Genomic DNA, 24,244 nt, shown 5'->3' on the forward strand with positions numbered 1-24,244 from the left:
GGCAGGTCAGGCCCGTGCCGCGCCGGCTCCGGCGACGTAGCGCTCGTAGCCCTCTTCCTCGAGCTTGTCGGCCAGCTCCCGGCCGCCCTGCTCGACGATCCGGCCGGCCACGAAGACGTGCACGAAGTCGGGCTTGATGTAACGCAGGATGCGCGTGTAGTGGGTGATCAGCAGCAGGCCGGTGTCACCGGTGTCGCGTACCCGGTTCACGCCCTCGCTGACCACGCGCAGCGCGTCCACGTCCAGGCCGGAGTCGGTCTCGTCGAGGATCGCCATCTTCGGCTTGAGCAGCTCCAGCTGCACGATCTCGTGCCGCTTCTTCTCGCCGCCGGAGAAGCCCTCGTTGACGTTGCGCTGGGCGAACGCCGGGTCCATCTGGAGGCGCTCCATGGCGCCGCGCAGCTCGCCGCCCCAGGTGCGCAGCTTCGGCGCCTCACCGTCGATGGCGGTCTTGGCGGTACGCAGGAAGTTGGCCACCGACACGCCGGGGACCTCGACCGGGTACTGCATGGCCAGGAAGAGACCGGCGCGGGCCCGCTCGTCGACGGACATGGACAGCACGTCCTCGCCGTCGAGGGTCACCTCGCCGCCGGTGATCTCGTACTTCGGGTGACCGGCGATCGAGTACGCCAGCGTCGACTTGCCGGAGCCGTTCGGGCCCATGATGGCGTGCGTCTCGCCGGAGCGCACGGTCAGGTCGACCCCGTGCAGGATCGGCTTGAGCTCACCCTCGGGCAGCTTGACCGACACCTTCAGGTCGCGGATCTCCAGGGTGCTCATCAGCGGGTCACTCCATTGCTCGGCAGCGGACGGCCGTCGCCGTCCACGGAAAGGTAGATGTCGCCGTCGCGGACTTCGACGGAATAGACGGGTACGGGTTCGGTCGCGGGCAGCCCGGTGGGCTCACCGGTACGCAGGTCGAAACGGGATCCGTGCAGCCAGCATTCCAGCGTGCAGCCCTCGACCTCGCCCTCGGACAGCGCCACGGCGGCGTGCGAGCACTCGTCGTGCACCGCGTAGAACACGTCGTCCTCGCCGTGCACGATCGCGACCTGCACGCCGTCCACGTCGGCGCTGATCGCGGTGCCCTTCGGCACGTCCTCGGTGGAGCAGATCTTGAGCATCAGGCGCCGGCCTTCGCCAGCCGGGCCTCGATGGCGTCACCGAGGCGCTCGCGCAGGTCCTCGACCGGGATCTTGTTGATCAGCTCGGCGAAGAAGCCGCGCACCACCAGGCGCCGCGCCTCGGCCTCCGGGATGCCCCGGGCCATCAGGTAGAACAGCTGCTCGTCGTCGAACCGGCCGGTCGCGCTGGCGTGCCCGGCGCCGGCGATCTCGCCGGTCTCGATCTCCAGGTTGGGTACGGAGTCGGCCCGCGCGCCGTCGGTGAGCAGCAGGTTCCGGTTGATCTCGTACGTGTCGGTGCCGGTGGCCTCGGCGCGGATCAGCACGTCGCCGACCCAGACCGTGTGCGCGTCGTCGCCCTGCAGCGCGCCCCGGTAGCCGACGTTGCTGCGGCAGTCCGGCACGGTGTGGTCGACCAGCTGCCGGTGCTCCAGGTGCTGGCCGGAGTCGGCGAAGTAGACGCCGTACAGCTCGGCCTCGCCGCCGCGCTGGGTGTACTCCACCGACGTGTACTGCCGGACCAGGTCGCCGCCGAGGCTGACCTGCACGTGCAGGATCCGGGCGTCGCGGCCCAGCCGCACCTTCAGGTGCTGCGCCTGCACCGCGTCGTCGGCCCAGTCGGCGACGGTGACCAGGGTCAGCTTCGCCCCGTCGCCCACCGACACCTCGACGTTGTCGGCCAGCGTGGCCGAGCCGACGTGCTCGATCACCACGGTGGCCTCGGCGAACCGGTCCACCTCGACGAACGTGTGGCCGAAGGCGAGCGCCTCGGCGTTCTCGCCGACCACCCGCAGGCGCACCGGCGCCTCCACCACCGCGTCGCGGGCGACCCGCACCAGCAGCGCGCGGTCGGCCCCGCCGTACGCGAGCGCGCTGACCCGGTCGAACGGGGTGAGCACGCTGCCCACCCGGGGGTCGTCCCGGCCGATCCGGTCGACGGTGACGCCCTCGGGCAGGTCACCGTACTCGTGCCGGACCGCGCCGGTCGCGCCCTGCGCCGACCCGGTCAGGCCGCGCAGGCGCTTGAGCGGGGTGAAGCGCCACTCCTCCTCCAGGCCGGTCAGGGCCGGGAAGTCGGCGACGTCGTACGAGCGGAGCGCCTGCGACTTGGTCGTGGGCGGCGCGGAAGCCTGGGTAGTCATCTCTTCCTTGTGTTCTGCGACGAGGTGTCAGGTGAGGCGGAGGACGGGGCTGGCGTCAGCCGACCGCGCCCTCCATCTGCAGCTCGATCAGGCGGTTGAGCTCCAGCGCGTACTCCATCGGAAGCTCCTTGGCGATCGGCTCGATGAAGCCGCGCACGATCATCGCCATCGCCTCGTCCTCGCTCAGGCCCCGGCTCATCAGGTAGAAGAGCTGGTCCTCGCTGACCTTGGAGACGGTCGCCTCGTGCCCCATCGACACGTCGTCCTCGCGGATGTCGACGTACGGGTAGGTGTCGGAGCGGGAGATCGTGTCGACCAGGAGCGCGTCGCACTTGACCGTGCTCTTGCTGCTGGTCGAGCCCTCCAGCACCTGCACCAGACCGCGGTACGAGGTGCGGCCGCCGCCCCGGGCGATCGACTTCGACACGATGGTCGAGGAGGTGTGCGGCGCGGCGTGCACCATCTTGGCGCCGGCGTCCTGGTGCTGGCCCTCGCCGGCCATGGCCACCGAGAGCACCTCGCCCTTGGCGTGCTCGCCGGTCATGTAGACCGCCGGGTACTTCATGGTGACCTTGGAGCCGATGTTGCCGTCGACCCACTCCATGGTCGCGCCCTCGTGGCACACGGCACGCTTGGTGACCAGGTTGTAGACGTTGTTCGACCAGTTCTGGATGGTCGTGTACCGGCACCGGGCGTTCTTCTTGACGATGATCTCCACGACCGCGCTGTGCAGCGAGTCGGAGGAGTAGATGGGCGCGGTGCAACCCTCGACGTAGTGCACGTACGCGCCCTCGTCGACGATGATCAGCGTCCGCTCGAACTGGCCCATGTTCTCCGTGTTGATCCGGAAGTAGGCCTGCAGCGGGATGTCCACGTGCACGCCCTTCGGCACGTAGATGAACGAGCCACCGGACCAGACGGAGGTGTTCAGCGCGGCGAACTTGTTGTCGCCGACCGGGATGACCGTGCCGAAGTACTCCTTGAACAGGTCCTCGTGCTCCTTGAGCGCGGTGTCGGTGTCCAGGAAGACGACGCCCTGCTCCTCCAGGTCCTCACGGATCTGGTGGTAGACCACCTCGGACTCGTACTGCGCCGCGACACCGGCGACCAGGCGCTGCTTCTCCGCCTCCGGGATGCCGAGCTTGTCGTAGGTGTTCTTGATGTCCTCGGGCAGGTCCTCCCAGGAGGTGGCCTGCTTCTCGGTGGACCGCACGAAGTACTTGATGTTGTCGAAGTCGATCCCGGTGAGGTCGGCGCCCCAGTTCGGCATCGGCTTGCGGCCGAACAGCCGCAGGCCCTTGAGCCGCAGGTCGAGCATCCAGGCCGGCTCGTTCTTCTTGGCCGAGATGTCCCGCACCACCGCCTCGCTGAGGCCGCGCTGGGCGGACGCCCCGGCGACGTCGGGGTCGGCCCAGCCGTACTCGTAACGACCGAGGGCCGCGAGCTGCTCCTCCTGGGTCAGGGGCTGAACGATCTGCTCGGTCATCTATCTGTCCTCACAGTGGTGACGGTGGAACCGGACTGGGCGGGAATGTGCGTGGTGCACACGCCGTCGCCGTGCGCGATGGTGGCCAGGCGCTGTACGTGGGTGCCGACCAGACGGGAGATGACCTCGGTCTCGGCCTCGCACAGCTGAGGGAACTCGGCGGCCACGTGCGCCACCGGGCAGTGGTGCTGGCAGAGCTGGCCGCCGGAGGCGATCGTGGACGCGTTGGCAGCGTAACCCTCGGCGGTGAGCGCCCCGGCGAGCGCCTCGGCCCGCGCGAGCGGCGCGTCTCCCGCGTCCTCCATGGCCGCCCGGCAGCGGGTCTCCAGCGCGGAGACCTGCTCGGCCGCGAACGCCGCGACCGCCTCGGCGCCGCCGGTGCGGGCGATCCACCGCAGCGCGGCGGTGGCCATGTTGTCGTAGTGGTGGGTGCCGCAGCGGCCTCGGGCCGCCTCGGTGAGCGCGAAGACCTTGGCCGGTCGGCCCCGCCCCCGGCTGCCGCGCACGACCTGGTCGCGGGCGACTACGTCGCCGTCGGCGAGCATGGCGTCGAGGTGCCGGCGGATCGCGGCCGGGCTGAGGCCGAGCGCCGAGCCGATCTGCGCTGCGGTGGTGGCGCCCCGCTCCAGCAGGAGCTGGGTGACCCGGTCACGGGTCGACAGGTCGGCCGGAGCGGACTCCCGCTCGACGTGCCGGGTGCCACGACGCGACCGCGAACCGCCGGTGACCGCACCGGTCACCGACGCCCGGGACAGCGCCGCCGCGTTTTTCACAACGGCAACGTTACGTAAATCGTCCGGGGCTCGCAAACCCGGGTCCGGTGATTCCGACCACCGGGGTGGCGGAGTCACCCGATCGGGATCAACTACGGTGCGTAGGATTCGCTCCGTGAAGCGTTCCGTCCGGTTCCCGGTCTCGTCCACGCTGCTGCGCCGCCTCGCGCTCGCCTCGATCATCGCGAACGTCGCGATCGTGGTCACCGGCGGGGCCGTCCGGCTCACCGCGTCCGGCCTCGGCTGCCCCACCTGGCCCCGGTGCACCGACGACTCCTACACCACGACCGCCGAGATGGGCGTGCACGGGGTGATCGAGTTCGGCAACCGGCTGCTCACCTTCGCGGTGGGGATCATCGCACTCGCCGTCGTGCTGGCCGTGCTGGCCCACCGTCCCCGCCGGCGCGGGCTGCTCCCGCTGGCCGTCGGCGTGCTGTTCGGCATCCCGGCCCAGGCGGTCATCGGCGGCATCACCGTGCTGACCGACCTCAACCCGTGGGTGGTCGGGCTGCACTTCCTCGCCTCGATGGCGGTCATCGCCGCCGCGTACGCGCTCTGGCGGCGGATCAAGGAGCCGGACGGGCCGGTCAGCCCGACCGTGCCGGCGCCGCTGCGTACCCTCGCCTGGATCACCACGGCGGTGAGCGCGTCGGTGCTGGTGGTCGGCACCTGGGTGACCGGCAGCGGCCCGCACGCCGGCGACCACGGCGCGGCCCGCAACGGCCTGGACCCGACGCAGATCTCGCAGGTGCACGCCGACGGCGTCTTCCTGCTGATCGGTCTCTCGGTGGCGCTGTACTTCGCGTTCCGGGCGGTCGGCGCGGAGCGCGCGGCGCGGGCCGCCGCGGTGCTGATCGCGGTCGAGCTGGGCCAGGGCGTGATCGGCTTCGTCCAGTACTTCACCCACCTGCCGGGCGTGCTCGTCGGCGCGCACATGCTCGGCTCCTGCCTGGTGCTGCTGGCCACGCTCGGCGTCCTGTTCGCGACCCGGGAGCGGCTGCCGGCCGCCCCGCCGGCCCCGGCCGAGCCGGTCGCCGAGCCGGTGGGCGCCGGCGCCTGAGCGGGACGTTATCGCACGACGGGAACGGGAAAGCGGTCCGGGCCACGGACCGTACGCCCGAGGGGAGTTCCCGGTGCCGCGCAAGAGCCTCGCCACCACCACGCCGCAACGGCTGACGCCGGTCGCCGGCGCGCCGCTGTGGTGCGACGCCCACGAGCACGGCCTCACCGGCGACGGGGTGACGAACGACCAGCCGGCGCTGGCGGCCCTGGTGGACCGGCTCGGCGCCGGGTACGACGCCGACGGCCGGGCCCGGGTGATCTACTGTCCGCCCGGCCTGTACTCGATCCGCGACGCCGGCACCGTCTGGCGCAGCGGTGTCTCGCTGATCGGCGCCGGACCGGCCGCGACCCGGTTCCTGCTCAGCAACGAGGGCGACCGCAGCGCACCGGTCCCGCTGGCGTACTGGACCACCGTGCAGCACGGCGCCGACCGGGACCGGCACATCGCCGACTGCACGTTCGCCGACTTCGAGATCGACGGCTCCGGGGTCGCCCAGACCTCCTACGACTACCTGGCCAAGGGGCTGGGCCTGCAGTACGTGGTGCGCGGCGTGTTCCGCAACCTCTACATCCACCACACCGGGGCGACCGGCCTGGGCTGTGACTTCCTCCAGGACAGCCTGATCGACGGCGTGGTCGTGGTGGGGTGCGGCCGGCTGGACAACGGCGACCAGATGGGCGGCGCCGGGATCGGCGTCGGTATCGGCGGCTGGGGCGACGTGGAACGCCTCACCATCGCCAACTGCACCACCATCGGCAACGGCACCAACGGGATCTTCCTGGAGTTGCAGAAGGACTACTGGACCCCACCGCGCGGTTTCCGGATCATCGGCTGCCACAGCCAGGCCAACCGGTTCGGCATCTCCGACTGGGGCGCCGACGGGCTGATCGTCTCCGGCTGCACCATGACCAACAACCTGGAGGCCGGCTTCGACGTGTCCGGCAACGGCACCGCCGGGGTGGCCGGGCGCGGCGGCCTGCTCACCGGCTGCGTGATCGACGCCAACGTCGGCGACGGGATCAGCATGGGCAACACCCCCGGCCCGTACACGGTGCAGGGCAACCGGATCAGCCGCAACGGCGGTTTCGGCTACCACGAGCACGACCTGGGCCACGGCTACCGGGGCGCGGCGGCCGACGTGGTGATCCAGGACAACGACATCCGGGAGAACGCGCTGGACGGCATCCGGATCGACCGGCCGATGCTGGACACCTCGATCGTGGGCAACCGGATCCGGGACAACGGCCGTCGCTCCGCCCCGGCCTGCTCCGGCTCCGGCGAGGCGGTGCGCTACGGCCCGCGCGAGCTCACCGACGGCAACGCGGACTGGCCCGACGGCGGGCACCGGGGCAAGGTGGTCCGAGTCGGCTCACGGGACGCGGTGGTGTCCGACAACAGCGCCACCCGGCTCTCCCTGGCCGAGGTACGCCCGGACGGCACCACCGGCTGGAACGAGGCCACCCCGGGGCCGGGCACGAGGTACGAGCTGCCGGACGGCCCGCCGGCCTGCGGCGGCATCACCATCGCCGCGCCGTTCGACTCGGCCACCGTGCGCGGCAACCGGATCTGGCACCGGGACGCCGACACCCAGGCGTACGGCATCTGGGTCACCGAGGCGGGCAGTTGCGTCTCGTGCGCGTTCGAGGACAACGACCTGGCCGGCACCGAGGCCGCGCTGCGGCTGGACACGCCGCCGATCGGCGGCCGCTGGGCACGCAACCACAGCGACCGCGACTGACCTCCCGGCGGCGCGGGCGGCACCGGCGGCTCGGGCGGCTCCGGTTCAGCCGGGCCGGCGTCGGTGGTGGCAGCCAGCATGACCAAGCTGCCGTTGCTGACCGCGTACGCGACGATCAGCACCCAGAGATCGCCGTCGCGGTGCAGCAGCCTGGCGACGTGCAGGCCGAGCAGCGCGCGCTGATGGTATCGAAGACGCGGCCCGGTGGGCCCCGGCGAAAGCCGCCGACGCCACGATGGCGGCGACGGCCGGCAAACGCGCCGCCAGCCCGAGTGGAAACGCGCCCCCTCGTGCCACCCATGGCGTTCCACTCACGGCACGGACGGATCGCGAGTGGAACACCATGGGTGCCTGGACAGCCCTGAGACACCCATGCTGTTCCACCCAGGGCCGCGGCAGACAGCGAGTGGAACACCGTGGGTGCCTCGAGCCCTGAGACAGCCTGGCGTTGCGTGCACCGCGTCGGGTGGGTCGGCGAGGTGCGTCCGCAGCCGGGAGGGTCGCGGTCCCGGGCCCGCTGCCAAAGCCCGGACGCCGCCAGGGCCGGCACGCTCGCCACGGCCACCGCCAGGCCCACAGCCACGGCCAGGCGGGACGGGTCAGGCGCGGGGGGTCAAGTGGGTGAGGACCGCGTCGGCGAGCCGGTCCGGGGCGCCGTCGGCGTACCCGACGAACAGGCTCGGCTCGGTCAGCTCCAGCTCGACCAGCACGGGCGTGCCGTCCGGGCCGGGGATCAGGTCGACCCGGGCGTAGAGCAGCCGGTCCGGGCCGCCCGGCACGGCTGCCAGCACCTTCTCGGCCACCGCGCGCTGCTCCGCGGTGGCGGTGCGCGCGTCGATGCGCTCCTCCTTGTAGAGCGCGGCCTCGCCCAGGTCCGGCCCGGTCAGCATCGGGCCCTTGCGGATCGCGTGGCTGAACGCCAGGCCGTCGGGCCCGGCCAGGAACAGCAGCGCGGTCTCCCCGGCGGTGTCCACCGCCTCCAGGTACGGCTGGACCATGGTGACCCGCCCGGCGTCGGAGAGCCGCCGTACGTGGGCCACCGCCAGTTCCCGGTGCTCCCTGTCGGTCAGGTCGTAGCGGCCGGTGTCCTGGCTGCCGGCGCTGACCGCCGGCTTGATCACGTACTCGCCGCCCGCCGGTGGGGTCCACTCCCGCCCGGGCTCGACCCACTGCGTCGGCACGGTGGGCGCTCCGGCGGCGGAAAGCTCGGACAGGTAGCGCTTGTCGGTGTTCCAGGCGACCACGTCGGCCGGGTTGACCAGGGCCGGCACGGTACGCGCCCAGGCCACGAACTCGTCGCGCCGCCGCGCGTAGTCCCACGGGGAGCGGATCACGACCAGGTCGTACCCGGACCAGTCGACGGCCGGGTCGTCCCAGACCGCGATCTCGGTGGTGACCCCGCGGGCGGCGAGCGGGCCGAGCGCGAGCCGGTCGTCCGGGTCGAGGTCGGGCAGCTCGGCGCAGGTGACGAAAGCGACCCGGGGTCTCCCCCGGGTCGACTGGTGGTGGTTGGTCATTCGGTTATGTCAACGGGCCATCGTGCGCCGGGCCATCGACCGCCACAGGTCGTTGCTCGGACGCATCTGGTCCATCAGTTCACGCTCCCAGGCGTTCTCGACGTCGACCCCGGCCTTCGCGCAGGCCTGCCGCGCGACGTCGGTGCCGTCGGCGAACTGGTCTGCCCATACCCCGTCGGAACCCACGAGGACGATCCGTGCGCCGCGCTTGCCGACGTACTCGATGACCGCCTTCGCGCCGCCGTGTCCGGCGGCGAACGACTTGATGCCCGCGACCAGGCCGTTGGGGGCCTGCTCCGCGGTCTTGTCAGCCGTCAGCGTCGTATCGGAACCATCTGCCATGACGCGAAGCCTAAGCAGAGTTCCACCCGGATGTGCGAGAACCATGAACTGAATGTGATGCCAATTACCCGCCGGTTTAAGAAGAACCACAGGTAATTCGCCTGCATATGTCGCTTATATCTGGGCGAAGCGGGCGGGCGAGATCGTCACAATCTGTCCGGGTTGGACCCCTCCGGGGAAGCCCGAAAAAAATTTCTGATGAACCGCCGGACGGGCGCGTCAGAGCAGCGCGTCGAGCGCAACGGCCGCGAAGAGGATCGTGAGGTACGTGGTGGACCAGTGGAACAGCCGCATCGGCTTGACCGCCTCGCCCCGCGTCGCGCGACGGCACAGCTTGTGCGCCTCGACGAGGAAGATCCCGCCGACCACGAGCGCGGTGACACCGTAGATCGGGCTCATCCCGAGCGGCCAGACCGCCAGCGAGGAGAGCACGGTCAGCCAGGAGAACCCGATGATCTCGGCGTTGACCCGCCGGACCGAGGCCACCACCGGCAGCATCGGCACGCCGGCGCGCGCGTAGTCGGCCTTGTACTTGATGGCCAGCGCGTAGAAGTGCGGCATCTGCCAGAAGAAGACCACGGCGAACAGGCCCCACGCGGCCGGCGCCAGCGAGCCGGTGACGGCGGCCCAGCCGATCAGCACCGGCGCGGCCCCGCAGATACCGCCCCAGAACGTGTTGGCGGCGGTGGTCCGCTTCAGCCACAGCGTGTAGACCAGGTCGTAGTAGGCGATCGCGGCGAGCGTCAGCACCGTCGCCAGCCAGTTGGTGGTCGCCGCCATCAGCGCCACCGAGACGGCCGCCAGCACCAGACCGAAGATCAACGCGCTGCGCGGAGAAACCGTGTGCGCGGGCAGTGGGCGGCGCTTGGTGCGCCGCATGAGCTGGTCGATGTCCCGGTCGATGTAGCAGTTCAGGACGCTCGCCGCGCCGGCCGCGAGCGAGCCGCCGACGAGCACGACGGCGACCAGCCACAGCGACGGCATGCCGCCGTCCGCGAGCATCATCGCCGGAACGGTGGTGACCAGCAGCAGCTCGACGATCCGCGGCTTGGTCAGCGCCACGTACGCCGCCACCACGGCGCGTACGTCCCGCCGGCCGCTCGCCGGCGCCTCCGCCACCGCGCCCACCGGCGGCTGCCCGGCAGGGTTGCTGACGGGGCGCTCGGTGATCATGCTCACGGATTGCCACCTTCCGGCATCGGCGGGGGGAGGTCGTTCGGCCCGGACCCGTCGAGGTCCACACACCGCCCCACACACTACGCGGCGTCGTTTTGGCTGCCCCGCAGACCCGGCAACGGTGCGAGCCGTCACACCTGGGGTTGAACGACCGGACGTCCGCGATCCGTACAGAACAGCATGCTGAGATCCCCGGGCGGACGTTTAGCACCGCTCGATAGGGTCATCAGTGAGGGTTCCGCCCATCTGCCGAGGAGCACAACCATCGTGGCTGCCAACCGACCCGAGCTTCCCGCTCTCAACTGGTCCGACCTCGACCGCAGGGCCGTCGACACGGTCCGCGTGCTGGCCATGGACGCCGTGGAGAAATCCGGCAACGGCCACCCGGGGACGGCGATGAGCCTCGCCCCGGTGGCGTACCTGCTCTTCAACCGGGTCATGCGGCACAACCCCGCCGACCCGAACTGGGCCGGGCGCGACCGGTTCGTGCTCTCCGCCGGCCACTCCAGCCTGACGCTCTACATCCAGCTCTTCCTCTCCGGCTACCCGCTGTCGCTGGACGACCTCAAGGCGCTGCGCCAGTGGGGCTCGCTCACCCCGGGCCACCCGGAGCACGGCCACACCCCGGGCGTGGAGACCACCACCGGGCCGCTCGGCCAGGGCCTCGGCAACGCGGTCGGCATGGCGATGGCGGCCCGCCGCGAGCGCGGCCTGTTCGACCCCGAGCCGGACCGCGCCGACTCGCCGTTCCGGCACGACATCTGGTGCATCGCCTCCGACGGTGACATCGAGGAGGGCATCACCCACGAGGCCAGCGCGCTCGCCGGTCACCAGCAGCTCGGCAACCTCTGCGTGATCTACGACGACAACGAGATCTCGATCGAGGACGACACCCGCATCGCCAAGAGCGAGGACGTGGCGGCCCGCTACGAGGCGTACGGCTGGCACGTGCAGACCGTCGACTGGCGCAGCGGCGACGCCGACCAGGGCGACTACCACGAGGACGTGGAGGCGCTGTACCAGGCGCTGCTGGCCGCCAAGGCGGAGACCGGCCGGCCGTCGTTCATCGCGCTGCGCACCATCATCGGCTGGCCCGCGCCGAACAAGAAGAACACCGGCAAGATCCACGGCTCGGCGCTCGGCGCGGACGAGGTGAAGGCCACCAAGGAGATCCTCGGCTTCGACCCGCAGCGCACCTTCGAGGTCGACGAGGAGGTGCTCAAGCACGCCCGTCAGGTGCTGGAGCGTGGCGCGCAGGAGCAGGCCGAGTGGACCACCGGGTTCGACGCCTGGGCGCAGGCCAACCCGGAGCGCAAGGCGCTGTGGGACCGGATGGCCACCCGTACGCTGCCGACCGGCTGGACCGACGCGCTGCCGACCTTCCCGGCGGACGCCAAGGGCGTCGCCACCCGGGCCGCCTCCGGCAAGATCCTGGAGGCCCTGGCGCCGGTGCTGCCGGAGCTGTGGGGCGGCTCGGCCGACCTGGCCGAGAGCAACAACACCACGATGAAGGGCGAGCCGTCGTTCGTCCCGGCCGCGCACGCCACCAAGGACTTCCCCGGTGACGAGTACGGCCGCACGCTGCACTTCGGCATCCGCGAGCACGCCATGGGCGCGATCCTCAACGGCATCGCCCTGCACGGCGGCACCCGCCCGTACGGCGGCACGTTCCTGGTGTTCAGCGACTACATGCGCCCGGCGGTGCGGCTGGCCGCGCTGATGAAGCTGCCGGTGACGTACGTCTGGACGCACGACTCGATCGGCCTCGGCGAGGACGGCCCGACGCACCAGCCGATCGAGCACCTGACCGCGCTGCGGGCCATCCCCGGCCTGGACGTGGTGCGCCCGGCCGACGCCAACGAGACGGTCTGGGCGTGGCGGCAGGCGCTGGAGCACACCGACCGGCCGACCGCGCTGGCGCTCAGCCGCCAGGCGCTGCCGACGTTCGACCGCACCGACCTGGCCGGCGCCGAGGGCGTCGCCAAGGGCGGGTACGTGCTGGCCGAGGCGTCGAACGGCAAGCCGCAGGTGATCCTCGTCGGCACCGGCTCCGAGGTGCAGCTCTGCCTCACCGCACGGGAGCGGCTGGAGGCCGACGGCACCCCCACCCGGGTCGTCTCCATGCCCTGCCAGGAGTGGTTCTTCGCGCAGGACGAGGCGTACCGGGAGTCGGTGCTGCCGCGCGGGGTAAAGGCACGGGTGAGCGTGGAGGCGGGCATCGCGATGTCGTGGCGCGCGATCGTCGGCGACAGCGGCGAGTGCGTGAGCATCGAGCACTACGGCGCCAGCGCGCCGCACACCGTGCTCTTCGAGCAGTTCGGGTTCACCCCCGACCGGATCGTGGCCGCCGCGCACGCGGCGCTGACCCGGGTGGGCGACATCACCGGTTTCACGACCGGCAACTGAGGGGAGCGTGGACGGCATGACGGACAGGCTGAAGGAGCTCCAGGGCGCCGGGGTGGCGATCTGGCTCGACGATCTCTCCCGGGTACGGCTGAGCTCCGGCGGGCTGGACAAGCTGCGCCGGGAGAGCCACGTAGCCGGGGTGACCACCAATCCGACGATCTTCGCCAAGGCGCTGAGCGACGCCGGCGAGTACGACTGGCAGCTTCGTGACCTCGCCGTACGTGGTGTGGACGTCGAGGAGGCGGTCCGCATGCTCACCACGTACGACGTGCGGTGGGCCTGCGACGTGATGCGCCCGTCGTACGAGACCAGCGGCGGCGTGGACGGCCGGGTGTCGATCGAGGTGGACCCGCGCTCGGCGCACGACGCGGCGAAGACCGTCGCCGAGGCCAAGGCGCTGTGGTGGCTGGTCGACCGGCCGAACCTGTTCATCAAGATCCCGGCCACCGAGGAGGGCCTGCCCGCGATCACCGCGACGCTGGCCGAGGGGATCAGCGTCAACGTCACGCTGATCTTCGGCCTGGACCGGTACTCGCAGGTGATGGAGGCCTTCCTGGCCGGACTGGAGCAGGCGCAGGCCAACGGGCACGACCTGTCGAAGATCGGCTCGGTCGCCTCGTTCTTCGTCTCCCGGGTCGACACCGAGGTGGACAAGCGGCTGGAGAAGATCGGCTCGGACCGGGCCAAGGCGCTGCGCGGCAAGGCCGCTGTCGCCAACGCCCGGCTGGCGTACGAGCGTTACGGCGAGGTGTTCTCCTCGGCGCGCTGGCAGAAGCTGGCCGACGCGGGCGCCCACCCGCAGCGCCCGCTGTGGGCCTCCACCTCGACGAAGAACCCGGACTACCGGGACGTCATCTACGTCGAGGAGCTGATCGCGCCCGGCACCGTCAACACCATGCCGGAGCCGGTGATCCACGCCTACGCCGAGCACGGCGAGACGAAGCCGGACACCGTCACCGTCGCGTACGACGACGCCCGCCAGGTCTTCGCCGACCTGCTGGCGGTGGGCGTTGACCTGTCCGACGTGATCGCCACGCTGGAGCGCGAGGGCGTGGAGAAGTTCGAGGCGAGCTGGGTGGAGCTGCTGGAGGGGGTCAAGAAGTCCCTCGCCGAGGCGGCCAAGGGCTCGGGCAGCCCGCACCGGGCCGCCGGGAAGAACGCGCAGGCGGCGCAGCAGGCCGGCGGCAACGCGTGACAGACGGCGTCCGACGCGTCCCGGGGCCCGGCCCCGGGGCGCGTCGCGCCGTACCGTGGTTTGGGTGAGGGGCGGCACCGTGAGTGACCTGCTGGCCGGGCGGGCCGACATGGCCGCCGGTCTGGCCGTGCGCGGCGCGGGCGCCCTGGGCGCGTCGGCGCGCGCCACGCTCGTCGCCCACGACGTCCCGGCCCGGCTCGCCGCCGCCGACCCGGCCCTCTGGGGGCCCGCCGCCGAGTCGGCGGCCCTCGACCGGCTGGGCTGGCTGCACGCCCACCGGCGCAGCCGGGACCTGCTCCCCCAGCTCGCCGAGCTGGCCGCCGAGCTGAGCGACCTGGACCACGTGGTGCTGGCCGGCGCCCGCGGCGACACGCTCGCCGCCGAGGTGCTGGCCGAATGCCTGGGCCGGCCGGTGACGGTGCTCGACACCGCCGATCCGGGGCCGGTCCGGGCCGCGCTCGCCGACCGCCCGGCGCGTACCCTCCTGGTGCTCGCCGCCCGGCACGGCCTGGACCGGACCACCGACGCCCACCTGCGGGCCTACCGGCAGGCGTGGGCGGACGAGGGCCCGGATGCCGCCCGGCACGTCGTGGTGGTCACCGAGCCCGGCACGGACCTCGCGGCGCGCGCCGACGAGCTGGGCGCGGTGGTGCTCCCGGCCGAGCCCGGCGTGGCCGGGCCGTGGGCCGCGCTCACCGCGTTCGGCGTGGTCCCGGCGGCGCTGGCCGGCGCGCCGGTCGCCGAGGTGCTGGACGAGGCGGAGGCGCTCACCGCCGCGCTCGACCGGGACCGGGACAATCCGGGCCTCGCGCTCGGCGCGGCCCTGGGCGCGGCGCCCGGCGAGGGCCGGCACACGGTAGCGCTGGTCCCCGACGGCACCGGACTCGACGGCCTGGGCCGCTGGGCGGGCGCGCTGCTCGCCGACGCGACCGGCGGACGGCTCCTGCCGGTGGCCGTGGAGTCCCCCGACTCCCCCGGCGCCACCGGGCCGGGCGTGCTCACAGTCGGTCTCGGCGGCGCCCTCGGCGCGGGCGTCGGCCCGGGCGTGGCCGCCGACGTCGCCGTCAACGGGCCGCTCGGCGCGCACCTGCTCACCTGGACCTACGCCGCCGCGACCGCCGCGGTGACGCTGCGGACCGACCCGTTCGCGGCGCCCGCCGCCGCGGCGGCCCACGACGAGGCGGACAGCGGGCCGCCGTCGTCGGTGGAGGACGCGATCGAGGTGTACGCCCCGAGCGGCGCGCCGGCCGACCTGACCGGCGCGCTGTGCTGGCTGCTCGACGGGCTGGGCGAACGGGAACACCTCGCGGTCACCGCGTACCTCGACCCGCGGGCCGACGCGGCGCTGGCCGGGCTGCGCCCGCTGCTGGCACGGCACACCCGGCGGCCGGTCACCTTCACCTGGGGACCGCGCCGGCCGGAGCACACGGACACCCGCGGCCGGCACCTCCAGATCACCGGTGCGGTCACCGATGATCTGGAAGTGCCCGGTCGTCCGTACACCTTCGCGCAGCTCCAGGCGGCCCAGGCCGCCGGTGACCGGCGGGCCCTGGCCGGCCGGGAACGACCGGTGCTGCGACTGCACCTGACCAAGCGGGCGGCTGGCGTCGCCCAGCTGCTGGATACGGCCGGACGGACACGCACGTGACGATCAATGACCTGGAATCAGCGGACCGAGACGCAGGAGGAGGTGGCCCGGTGAACCCGCTGCGCGACGTCCAGGACCGGCGGTTGCCCCGGATCCCCGAGCCGTGTGCCCTGGTGATCTTCGGGGTGACCGGCGATCTGGCCCGCAAGAAACTACTGCCGGCGGTCTACGACCTGGCCAACCGGGGGCTCCTGCCGCCCGGTTTCGTGGTGCTGGGCTTCGCCCGCCGGGACTGGGGCGACGGCGACTTCGAGTCGGTGGCGCACGAGGCGGCCAAGAAGCACGCCCGCACCCCGTGGCGGGAGGAGGTGTGGGCCCGGCTGGCCGGCAACATCAAGTTCGTCGGCGGCTCGTTCGACGACGACGCCGCGTTCGACCAGCTCGCCGCCACGCTCGACGAGCTGCGCGACTCGCACGGCATCGCCGGCAACGCCGCCTTCTACTTCTCCATCCCCCCGGCGGCGTTCCCGGTGGTGCTCAAGCAGCTCGCCCGCACCGGCATGGCGGACAACGACAGGTCCGGCGGCTGGCGCCGCGTGGTGGTGGAGAAGCCGTTCGGCAACGACCTGCCCTCGGCCAAGGCGCTCAACGACCTGGTCGACGACGTCTTCACCCGCCAGGACGTGTTCCGGATCGACCACTACCTGGGCAAGGAGACGGTCCAGAACATCCTGGCGCTGCGGTTCGCGAACAACCTGTTCGAGCCGCTGTGGAACTCCAAGTACGTCGACTCGGTGCAGATCACCATGGCCGAGGACGTCGGCATCGGCACCCGGGCCGCCTTCTACGACTCCGTCGGCACCGCCCGTGACGTGCTCCAGAACCACCTGCTCCAACTGCTCGCGCTGGTCGCGATGGAGGAGCCGACGAGCTTCGACGCCGACGAGATCCGCGCCGAGAAGCTCAAGGTGCTCAAGGCGATCACCGTGCCGCACGACGTCTCCGAGGACACCGTGCGGGGCCAGTACCTGCCCGGCTGGGTGGGCGGCGAGCGCGCCAAGGGCTACCTGGAGGAGGAGGGCGTCCCGGCGGGCTCCACCACCGAGACGTACGTGGCGGTGAAGCTGGGCATCCAGAACCGGCGCTGGGCCGGGGTGCCGTTCTACATCCGGGCCGGCAAGCGGCTGCCCCGGCGGGTCACCGAGGTGGCCATCATGTTCAAGAAGGCGCCGCACCTGCCGTTCAACGCCGCCGACATGGAGTCCCTCGGTCCCAACCAGCTCGTCATCCGCGTGCAGCCGGACGAGGGCGTGGTGCTGAAGTTCGGCTCCAAGGTGCCGGGCACCACGATGGAGGTCCGCGACATCGCGATGGACTTCCAGTACGGCGAGGCGTTCACCGAGTCCAGCCCCGAGGCGTACGAGCGGCTCGTGCTGGACGTGCTGATCGGCGACCGGACGCTGTTCCCGGACGCCGCCGAGGTCGAGCAGAGCTGGCAGGTCGTCGACCCGCTGGAACACGCCTGGGAGGGCACGACGCCGGAGCCGTACCGGGCCGGCGAGTGGGGACCCCGGGCCGCCGACGAGATGCTGGCCCGCGAGGGCCGGGCTTGGCGGAGAGCGTGAGCGAGCACTGCGAGCGAACCAGGAGGCTCCATTGATCGGGCTGTGGGACACCACCGGCAACGAGGTGGTCAAGGCGCTGGCCGCGGAACGGCGCAGCGCGGGCGGGGTGGCCAGTGGCATGGCGCTCACGCTGATCGTGGTGGTGGACGAGAAGCGGGTCCGGGAGGCCGAGGCGGCCGCCACCATCGCCGCGGCGGCGCACCCCTGCCGCCTGCTCGTGGTGGTCCGCTCCGACGTGGAGCGCGACCGCAACCGGCTGGACGCGGAGATCGTCGTGGGCGGCCGGCTCGGGCCGTGCGAGGCGGTGGTGACCCGGATGTACGGGCGGCTCGCGCTGCACGCCGAATCCGTGGTGATGCCGCTGCTGGTCCCGGACGTACCGGTGGTGACGTGGTGGCACGGCGAGCCGCCGGAGGAGATCGCCACCGACTTCCTCGGGGTGGTGGCCGACCGGCGGATCACCGACTCGGCGCAGGCGGCCGACCCGATCGCCGCGCTGCGGCAGCGGGCCCACGACTACGCCCCCGGCGACACCGACCTGGCGTGGACCCGGATCACCCCGTGGCGCACGCTGGTGGCGGGCGCGTTCGACACCACCCAGGCCCGGGTCACCGAGGCCAGCGTGGTGGCGCCCCCGTCGGATCCGACGGCCGCGCTGATGAGCGGGTGGCTCAAGGCCCGGCTCGGCATCGAACCGACCTGGGAGCGGACCGACGAGTTCCCGCGCATGCGTCAGGTGCAGCTGCGCTGCGCCAACGGCGACGAGCTGACGCTGACCCGCGACGACAGCATCGCGGTGTTCCGGCGTACCGGGCAGGAGGACCGCACGCTGCCGCTGGTCCGCCGGCCGCTCGGTGACGAACTGGCCGAGGAGCTGCGCCGCCTCGACGCCGACCAGGTGTACGCGGAGGCGCTCGGCGCTGCGGCCGGGATCACCGGACTCGACCAGCGGCCGGCCCAGCGGGTGCACGTGTGGAAGGATCCGGCGACCGCCCAGCGGGCCGAGGCCGGCGTGACCGCGCACGCGGGCGCGACCGCGAACGAGTGACCGCCCGGACCGGGTGGCCGGAAGCACAGGTGACCGCCGGTGGGCGGTCGGAACACGAGGGCTCGACGGATGACTGAGGCGAGTGTCGCCGTACACGCCGACCCCGACCTGCTGGCGCAGGCGGTGGCGGCCCGGTTGGTGGTGAAGCTGCTCGACGCGCAGGCCGAGCGCGGCCAGGCGTCGGTGGTGCTGACCGGCGGGCGGATCGCCGCTGCGGTGTACCGGGCGGTCGGGCAGCTGCCCGCCCGGGACGCGGTCGACTGGTCCCGGGTCGACGTGTGGTGGGGCGACGAGCGGTTCCTGCCCGCCGGCGACCCGGAGCGCAACGAGACGCAGGCGCGGGCGGCGCTGCTGGACGCGGTGCCGCTGGACCCGGCCCGGGTGCACCCGATGCCGGCGTCCGACGGCCCGGCCGGTGACGACCCGGAGGCGGCCGCCGCCGGGTACGCGCGGGAGCTGGCCGCCGCCGCCCGGCCCGGGAACGCGATCGTGCCCCACTTCGACGTGCTGATGCTCGGCGTCGGCGAGGACGGGCACGTGGCGTCGGTGTTCCCGGAGCACCCGGTGCACCACGACAACCGCCCGGTCAGCGCGGTACGGGGCAGCCCGAAGCCGCCGCCGGTGCGTACCACGCTGACCCTGCCGACGATCAACACGGCCGAAGAGGTGTGGCTGATCGCCGCCGGGGCGGACAAGGCCCGGGCGGTGGGCATGGCGCTGGCCGGGGCCGGGCCGGTGCAGTTGCCGGCCGCCGGGGTGCAGGGCGTCTCCCGTACGCTCTGGCTGCTCGACCGGGCCGCGGCGGCCAACGTGCCGCCGCGCCTGCGCAGCCTCCGCTGAGGTGTAAGGAAGGGCCCCTTCTTAACGTCTCCGGTAGAGAAGGGGCCCCTTCTTAATGCCTCGGCTCAGGCGCGGCCACGACGTCGGCGCAGCGCGTCGAGGGCCTCGGCGAGCAGCGCCTCCCCCTCCTCCGGCGTGCGCCGCTCCTGCACGTACGCCAGGTGGGTCTTGTAGGGCTCGGCGCGCTGGCGGCCCGGCGGGTCGCCCGGGTCGGGGCCGGCTGGCTCCCCGCAGCGGGGGCACTCCCAGGCGGCCGGCGTCTCCGCCTCGGCGGCGATCAGGAACTCGACCCGGTGCCCGTGGCGGCACCAGTAGACGACCGGGCGGCGCGGCGCGGGCTCCACGCGCTGGTCGAAGCGCTCGGGGGCGGACCCGATCCGGGTGCCGCGGATGACGTTGTTGCTGGGCACGGTTGCTCGCTCCCTGTCGTCGGAGGGGACCGCCGCCGGAGGGGGTGGGCGACGGGCGACGCGCGGAGAAACAAAACTGCGCGCGGTCCGTGACGGACCGCGCGCAGATTGTACGCTTCTCAGCGCCGACTCAGGTGCCGTTGGCCATCTGCAACCGCAGCCAGAGCCCGAGCCCGATGATGCAGGCGAACCAGACGATTCCCACCAGAACGGTGTAGCGGTCGAGGTTCTTCTCGGCCACGGACGAACCGGCCAGGCTGGAGCTGACGCCGCCGCCGAACATGCTCGACAACCCGCCGCCCTTACCGCGGTGCAGGAGGATCAGCAGGACGAGCAGCACGCTGGTGATGACCAGCAACGTGATCATCGTGTAGGCGAACCAGATCGGCATGGCGGGGGTCAGTCCTCTCGTTGCGATCACTGCCCGGACCTGTCGGGCACTGCGGCACCGACCGGTGGACGGGCAGCGTCAAGGATAGCGAGCGATCAGCGGGCGGTGTGCTCCGGGAACCGGCAGATCTGCGCGAACTCCTCCGCGTCCAGGCTGGCGCCCCCGACCAGGGCCCCGTCCACGTCCGGCTGCGCCATGATCGCGGCGACGTTCGACGCCTTGACCGACCCGCCGTACAGGATCCGGACCTGCTCGGCGGTGCCCTCGTCGTAGGTCTCGGCGATGCGCTTGCGCACCGCGCCGCAGACCTCCTGGGCGTCCTCCGGCGTGGCCGTCTTGCCGGTGCCGATCGCCCAGACCGGCTCGTACGCGACGACGACCTTGGTGACCTGCTCGGCGGTGAGCCCCTTCAGCGCGCCGTCGAGCTGGTCGCAGCAGTGCCGCACCTGCCCCGACTGTTCCCGGACCTCCAGGCCCTCGCCGATGCAGAGGATCGGGGTGAGCCCGTTCGCCAGCGCCGCCGACACCTTCGCGTTGACCAGCGCGTCGTCCTCGTGGTGGTACTGCCGCCGCTCGGAGTGGCCGACCACCACGTAGCCGCAGCCCAGCTTCGCCAGCATCGGCCCGGCGATGTCACCGGTGTACGCGCCGGACGGATGCGGCGACAGGTCCTGCGCGCCGTAGCCGATCAGCAGCTTGTCGCCGTCCACAGCGGTCTGCACCGTACGCAGGTCGGTGAAGGGCGGCAGCACCACGCACTCGACGTCGGTGAGCTGCTTCTCGTTCAGGCTCGCGGCCAGCTTCTGCACCAGCAGGTTGGCCTCGAGGTGGTTCAGGTTCATCTTCCAGTTGCCGGCCATCAGCGGCCGGCGGGTCGTGCTCGCCATTCAGTTCTCCAGAGCCGCGATGCCGGGGAGGGTCTTGCCCTCCAGGTATTCCAGGGAGGCGCCGCCGCCGGTGGAGATGTGCCCGAACGAGGACTCGTCCAGGCCCAGCGCGCGCACCGCCGCGGCCGAGTCGCCGCCACCGACCACGCTGAACGCGTCGGCCTTGGTGATCGCCTCGGCCACGCCCCGGGTGCCGTTGGCGAACGCCGCCATCTCGAACACGCCCATCGGGCCGTTCCAGAAGATGGTCTTCGCCTGCGACAGCGCGGCCGCGAAGCCGGCCACCGTCTCCGGGCCGATGTCCAGGCCCAGCCGGTGGCTGGGGATGCCGTCGGCGGGCACGGTGTCGTGCGCGGCGTCCGGCGCGAACGCGTCGGCGGCCACCACGTCGACCGGGAGCATGATCTTGCCGGGCGCGCGCTCCATCAGGTTGCGGCAGGTCTCGACCATGTCCTTCTCCAGCAGCGACGTGCCCACCTCGTGGCCCTGGGCCTTGAGGAAGGTGAAGCACATCCCGCCGCCGATGAGCAGCCGGTCCACGGTCGGCAGCAGCGCCTCGATCACGGCCAGCTTGTCGGAGACCTTCGAGCCGCCCAGCACCACCACGTACGGCCGCTCCGGGGAGCCGGTGAGGCGGCTGAGCACCTCGACCTCGCGCAGCACCAGCCGGCCGGCGAAGTGCGGCAGCCGGGCCGGCACGTCGTGCACACTGGCGTGCTTGCGGTGCACAGCGCCGAACGCGTCGTCCACGTAGGCGTCGCCGAGCGCGGCGAGCTGGTCGGCGAACGCGCCCCGCTCCGCGTCGTCCTTGCTGGTCTCGCCCTTGTTGAACCGCAGGTTCTCCAGCAGCGCCACCTGGCCGTCGGCCAGGTCGGCCACGGTGGACCGCGCCGAGTCACCGACGGTGTCCTCGGCGAAGTGCACCGGGACGCCGAGCAGCTCACCGAGCCGCCCGGCGACCGGGCGGAGGCTGAACTGCGGGTCCGGCGCGCCCTTCGGGCGGCCCAGGTGCGAGCAGACGACCACCTTCGCGCCGGCCTGCACCAGCGCGCTCAGCGTCGGCAGGACGGCCCGGATCCGGCCGTCGTCCGTGATCTCACCGGTCTGCTTGTCGAGCGGGACGTTCAGGTCGGCGCGCACCAGCACGCGCCGACCCGACACCCCCTCGGCGAGCAGGTCGTCGAGGTTGCGGATGCTCACAGCGAGCTACCGACCAGCTTGACCAGGTCCACCAGGCGGTTCGAGTAGCCCCACTCGTTGTCGTACCAGCCGACGACCTTGACCTGGTTGCCGATCACCTTGGTCAGCGGCGCGTCGAAGATGCACGACGCCGGGTCGGTCACGATGTCGGCGGAGACGATCGGGTCCTCGTTGTAGGTGAGGATGCCCCGCAGCGGGCCCTCGGCGGCGGCCTTGAGCGCCGCGTTGACCTCGTCCACAGTGGTCTCCCGGCCGACCGTGACGGTCAGGTCGGTGGCCGAGCCGGTCGGGATCGGCACGCGCAGCGCGTAACCGTCCAGCTTGCCCTTCAGCTCCGGCAGCACCAGGCCGATCGCCTTCGCGGCGCCGGTCGAGGTCGGCACGATGTTCAGCGCGGCGGCGCGGGCCCGGCGCAGGTCCTTGTGCGGCGCGTCCTGCAGGTTCTGATCCTGCGTGTACGCGTGGATGGTGGTCATCAGGCCCTGCTGGATGCCGAACGTGTCCTGCAGCACCTTCGCCATCGGCGCGAGGCAGTTCGTGGTGCAGGAGGCGTTCGAGATGATGTTGTGCTTGGCCGGGTCGTACTGGTCCTGGTTGACGCCCATGACCACGGTGACGTCCTCGTTCTTCGCCGGCGCGGAGATGATGACCTTCTTGGCCCCGCCGTCGAGGTGCGCCTTCGCCTTGGTGCCGTCGGTGAAGAAGCCGGTGGACTCGATGACGACGTCGGCGCCGACCTCGCCCCACGGCAGGTTCGCCGGGTCCTTCTCGGCGTACGCCTTGATGGTCTTGCCGCCCACGGTGATCTCGTCGGCGGTGGCCTTCACCTCGTGCGGGAGGCGGCCCAGGATGCTGTCGTACTTGACAAGGTGGGCGAGCGTCGCGTTGTCGGTCAGGTCGTTGACCGCCACGACCTCGATGTCAGCGCCGGACGCCAGCACTGCCCGGAAGAAGTTGCGGCCGATCCGGCCGAAGCCGTTGATGCCAACCCGGATGGTCACAGGTCCCATCTCCTCGCGTTCTGGTCCGCCGGCGCCAGACCGGGGCCGGCGGAGGTGTGTGCGCCGACCGTTGGAGCCGGCCGTCGACATGTCATCTCGGCCACCCCGCCGCGGTCACGGAGACCTGACCGCCCGAGGCGGTGAGCACGGCGAGGGATGCCTGTGCGCGGCCCCCTTGCCGTACGCAGCGACCATATCCGAGCGTGCGGCGTCGCGCTGCGGCGGGTGGTGATCCCGCTCGCGTGCTCGCCGCCCGAGTCCTATCAGACCACGAGCATGTCGGGCGTGACTGCCGCTTCCGTATCCGGGATGCCCAGGTCGCGGGCGCGCTTGTCGGCCAGCGCGAGCAGCCGGCGGATCCGGCCGGCGATGGCGTCCTTGGTCAGCGGCGGCTCGGCGAGCGCGCCCAGCTCCTCCAGGGACGCCTGACGGTGCTCCAGCCGCAGCCGGCCGGCCGAGGTCAGGTGGTTGGGCGCGTCGTCGGCGAGGATCTCCAGCGCGCGGGTCACCCGGGCGGCGGCGGCCACCGCGGCCCGGGCCGAGCGGCGCAGATTGGCGTCGTCGAAGTTGGCCAGCCGGTTGGCGGTGGCGCGCACCTCCCGGCGTACCCGCCGCTCCTCCCAGGCCAGCACGCTGGAGTGCGCTCCTATGCGGGTGAGCAGCGCGGCGATCGCGTCGCCGTCCTTGACCACCACCCGGTCCACGCCGCGCACCTCGCGGTTCTTCGCGGTGATGCCGATGCGGCGGGCCGCGCCGACGAGCGCCAGCGCCGACTCCGGGCCGGGGCAGGTGATCTCCAGCGCGCTGGAACGGCCCGGCTCGGTCAGCGAGCCGTGCGCCATGAACGCGCCCCGCCAGGCCGACACGGCGCAGCAGACGTTCGCGGCCACCACGTGCGGCGGCAGGCCACGCACCGGGCGGCCCCGCACGTCGAGCAGGCCGGTCTGCCGGGCGAGCGCCTCGCCGTCCTTGACCACCCGCACGATGAAGTGGCTGCCCTTGCGCAGGCCGCCGGAGGCGAGCACGTGGATCTCGCTCGGGTAGCCGTAGACCTCGGCCACCTCCCGCCGCAGCCGGCGGGCCACCGCGCCGGTGTCCAGCTCCGCCTCGACCACGACGCGGCCGGACACGATGTGCAGGCCGCCGGCGAAACGCAGCAGGGCGGCCATCTCCGCCCGCCGACAGCAGGGCTTGGGCACGTCGACCCGACTCAGCTCGTCCTTGACCGCAGCCGTCATCGCCATAGTGCGCCCCCTCACGGACCGGTTCCGGCGTGTCGCCGGTGATTACGT

22 protein-coding genes are annotated in these 24,244 nt (G+C 72.3%); 8 read left to right on the forward strand and 14 right to left on the reverse strand.

Annotated features, from left to right (window positions below; all coding sequences use genetic code 11):
* Positions 1–6: 6 nt before the first annotated feature.
* The 5 genes from sufC to J3R08_RS21645 are packed head-to-tail and all read right to left on the reverse strand — an operon-like array spanning position 7 to position 4,414.
* Positions 7–780, reverse strand: a complete 774-nt coding sequence (gene sufC / locus J3R08_RS21625) for a Fe-S cluster assembly ATPase SufC (RefSeq protein WP_064445306.1) — start codon at positions 778–780, stop codon at positions 7–9.
* Positions 780–1,124: a non-heme iron oxygenase ferredoxin subunit gene (locus tag J3R08_RS21630; RefSeq protein ID WP_064445305.1), complete on the reverse strand. Its 345-nt coding sequence runs from the start codon at positions 1,122–1,124 to the stop codon at positions 780–782. Before J3R08_RS21630 ends, sufC begins: the two co-directional genes overlap by 1 nt.
* Positions 1,124–2,266 carry a Fe-S cluster assembly protein SufD gene (gene sufD / locus J3R08_RS21635; RefSeq protein ID WP_069089093.1) on the reverse strand — a complete coding sequence of 381 codons (1,143 nt, stop codon included), beginning with the start codon at positions 2,264–2,266 and terminating at the stop codon, positions 1,124–1,126. The genes J3R08_RS21630 and sufD overlap by 1 nt, the downstream gene beginning before the upstream one ends.
* Positions 2,267–2,321: 55 nt before the next feature.
* Positions 2,322–3,752 (reverse strand): Fe-S cluster assembly protein SufB, encoded by a 1,431-nt coding sequence (sufB, locus tag J3R08_RS21640; RefSeq protein ID WP_013287447.1) that lies wholly within the window; start codon positions 3,750–3,752, stop codon positions 2,322–2,324.
* Positions 3,749–4,414, reverse strand: a complete 666-nt coding sequence (locus J3R08_RS21645) for a metalloregulator ArsR/SmtB family transcription factor (protein ID WP_245255543.1) — start codon at positions 4,412–4,414, stop codon at positions 3,749–3,751. Before J3R08_RS21645 ends, sufB begins: the two co-directional genes overlap by 4 nt.
* 208 nt (positions 4,415–4,622) lie before the next feature.
* On the opposite strand from J3R08_RS21645, the gene J3R08_RS21650 reads away from it, so the two are divergent.
* Both J3R08_RS21650 and J3R08_RS21655 read left to right on the forward strand, forming a co-directional pair.
* Entirely contained in the window at positions 4,623–5,585 is a 963-nt protein-coding gene (locus tag J3R08_RS21650) for a heme A synthase (RefSeq protein WP_187693165.1), read from the forward strand.
* A 73-nt stretch (positions 5,586–5,658) separates the two neighbouring features.
* A complete protein-coding gene (locus tag J3R08_RS21655; RefSeq protein ID WP_069089091.1) occupies positions 5,659–7,326 on the forward strand; it encodes a right-handed parallel beta-helix repeat-containing protein in 1,668 nt (555 codons plus the stop codon).
* Positions 7,327–7,925: 599 nt separating this feature from the next.
* On the opposite strand, the gene J3R08_RS21660 is transcribed toward J3R08_RS21655, so the two are convergent.
* The 3 genes from J3R08_RS21660 to J3R08_RS21670 all read right to left on the reverse strand — a co-directional run bounded on the left by J3R08_RS21660 (position 7,926) and on the right by J3R08_RS21670 (position 10,364).
* Entirely contained in the window at positions 7,926–8,843 is a 918-nt protein-coding gene (locus tag J3R08_RS21660) for a RimK family alpha-L-glutamate ligase (protein ID WP_069089090.1), read from the reverse strand.
* A gap of 9 nt (positions 8,844–8,852) precedes the next feature.
* The gene (locus J3R08_RS21665) at positions 8,853–9,185 is read right to left on the reverse strand and encodes a hypothetical protein (protein ID WP_013287454.1); all 333 of its coding nucleotides are present in this window, start codon (positions 9,183–9,185) and stop codon (positions 8,853–8,855) included.
* Between the two features lie 219 nt (positions 9,186–9,404).
* Positions 9,405–10,364, reverse strand: a complete 960-nt coding sequence (locus tag J3R08_RS21670) for a heme o synthase (protein WP_043329632.1) — start codon at positions 10,362–10,364, stop codon at positions 9,405–9,407.
* Positions 10,365–10,628: 264 nt separating this feature from the next.
* Between J3R08_RS21670 and tkt the strand changes: the two genes are divergently transcribed.
* The 6 genes from tkt to pgl all read left to right on the forward strand — a co-directional run bounded on the left by tkt (position 10,629) and on the right by pgl (position 19,063).
* On the forward strand, positions 10,629–12,767 hold the full coding sequence (tkt, locus tag J3R08_RS21675; protein ID WP_104113557.1) for a transketolase: 2,139 nt from the start codon (positions 10,629–10,631) through the stop codon (positions 12,765–12,767).
* 16 nt (positions 12,768–12,783) lie between these two features.
* A complete protein-coding gene (tal, locus tag J3R08_RS21680) occupies positions 12,784–13,962 on the forward strand; it encodes a transaldolase (RefSeq protein ID WP_043331133.1) in 1,179 nt (392 codons plus the stop codon).
* Positions 13,963–14,041: 79 nt separating this feature from the next.
* Positions 14,042–15,610, forward strand: a complete 1,569-nt coding sequence (locus tag J3R08_RS21685) for a glucose-6-phosphate isomerase (RefSeq protein ID WP_209964358.1) — start codon at positions 14,042–14,044, stop codon at positions 15,608–15,610.
* A gap of 50 nt (positions 15,611–15,660) precedes the next feature.
* The gene (gene zwf, locus J3R08_RS21690) at positions 15,661–17,175 is read left to right on the forward strand and encodes a glucose-6-phosphate dehydrogenase (protein WP_043329630.1); all 1,515 of its coding nucleotides are present in this window, start codon (positions 15,661–15,663) and stop codon (positions 17,173–17,175) included.
* Between the two features lie 31 nt (positions 17,176–17,206).
* Positions 17,207–18,223: a glucose-6-phosphate dehydrogenase assembly protein OpcA gene (locus tag J3R08_RS21695; RefSeq protein ID WP_043329629.1), complete on the forward strand. Its 1,017-nt coding sequence runs from the start codon at positions 17,207–17,209 to the stop codon at positions 18,221–18,223.
* 69 nt (positions 18,224–18,292) lie between these two features.
* The gene (pgl, locus tag J3R08_RS21700) at positions 18,293–19,063 is read left to right on the forward strand and encodes a 6-phosphogluconolactonase (RefSeq protein ID WP_043329628.1); all 771 of its coding nucleotides are present in this window, start codon (positions 18,293–18,295) and stop codon (positions 19,061–19,063) included.
* A gap of 65 nt (positions 19,064–19,128) precedes the next feature.
* On the opposite strand, the gene J3R08_RS21705 is transcribed toward pgl, so the two are convergent.
* From J3R08_RS21705 to whiA, 6 genes are all read right to left on the reverse strand, one after another.
* On the reverse strand, positions 19,129–19,473 hold the full coding sequence (locus tag J3R08_RS21705; RefSeq protein WP_013287462.1) for an RNA polymerase-binding protein RbpA: 345 nt from the start codon (positions 19,471–19,473) through the stop codon (positions 19,129–19,131).
* A gap of 130 nt (positions 19,474–19,603) precedes the next feature.
* On the reverse strand, positions 19,604–19,864 hold the full coding sequence (secG, locus tag J3R08_RS21710) for a preprotein translocase subunit SecG (RefSeq protein ID WP_043329626.1): 261 nt from the start codon (positions 19,862–19,864) through the stop codon (positions 19,604–19,606).
* Positions 19,865–19,959: 95 nt separating this feature from the next.
* Entirely contained in the window at positions 19,960–20,751 is a 792-nt protein-coding gene (gene tpiA / locus J3R08_RS21715; RefSeq protein ID WP_043329625.1) for a triose-phosphate isomerase, read from the reverse strand.
* Positions 20,752–21,951: a phosphoglycerate kinase gene (gene pgk, locus J3R08_RS21720; protein WP_166456860.1), complete on the reverse strand. Its 1,200-nt coding sequence runs from the start codon at positions 21,949–21,951 to the stop codon at positions 20,752–20,754.
* Positions 21,948–22,952 carry a type I glyceraldehyde-3-phosphate dehydrogenase gene (gap, locus tag J3R08_RS21725; protein WP_043329624.1) on the reverse strand — a complete coding sequence of 335 codons (1,005 nt, stop codon included), beginning with the start codon at positions 22,950–22,952 and terminating at the stop codon, positions 21,948–21,950. Before gap ends, pgk begins: the two co-directional genes overlap by 4 nt.
* 263 nt (positions 22,953–23,215) lie before the next feature.
* The gene (whiA, locus tag J3R08_RS21730) at positions 23,216–24,196 is read right to left on the reverse strand and encodes a DNA-binding protein WhiA (protein ID WP_030503240.1); all 981 of its coding nucleotides are present in this window, start codon (positions 24,194–24,196) and stop codon (positions 23,216–23,218) included.
* Between the last annotated feature and the right edge of the window lie 48 nt (positions 24,197–24,244).

The sequence above is a fragment of the Micromonospora sp. HB375 genome, assembly GCF_017872985.1.
GTDB lineage: Bacteria > Actinomycetota > Actinomycetes > Mycobacteriales > Micromonosporaceae > Micromonospora > Micromonospora chalcea.